The following is a 233-nucleotide window of genomic DNA, read 5'->3' on the forward strand; positions in this document are numbered from 1 at the left end:
GGGCGATTAGCTCAGTTGGGAGAGCACCTCCCTTACAAGGAGGGGGTCACTGGTTCGAGCCCGGTATCGCCCACCATCTTTAAGCGCATTTCTTTTAGAAGAAAGGCTTTAAGTGCTCTTAAAAATGGTTTCGAAAGCTTTATTGCTGTAGAAAACAAGCTCTTTAACAATTTGGAAAGCTGACGAATAACATTTGATTAATGTTATTCATTTAAAAGTTCTCAAATCCTAGA

The 233-nt window shown here is 40.3% G+C and carries 1 tRNA gene; it reads left to right on the forward strand.

The annotated features are described in order from the left end of the window. Nucleotides 1–76 (forward strand) — tRNA-Val (locus ACVA6Q_RS24975). Nucleotides 77–233: the final 157 nt, after the last annotated feature.

The organism is Vibrio sp. DNB22_10_4 (assembly GCF_052879755.1).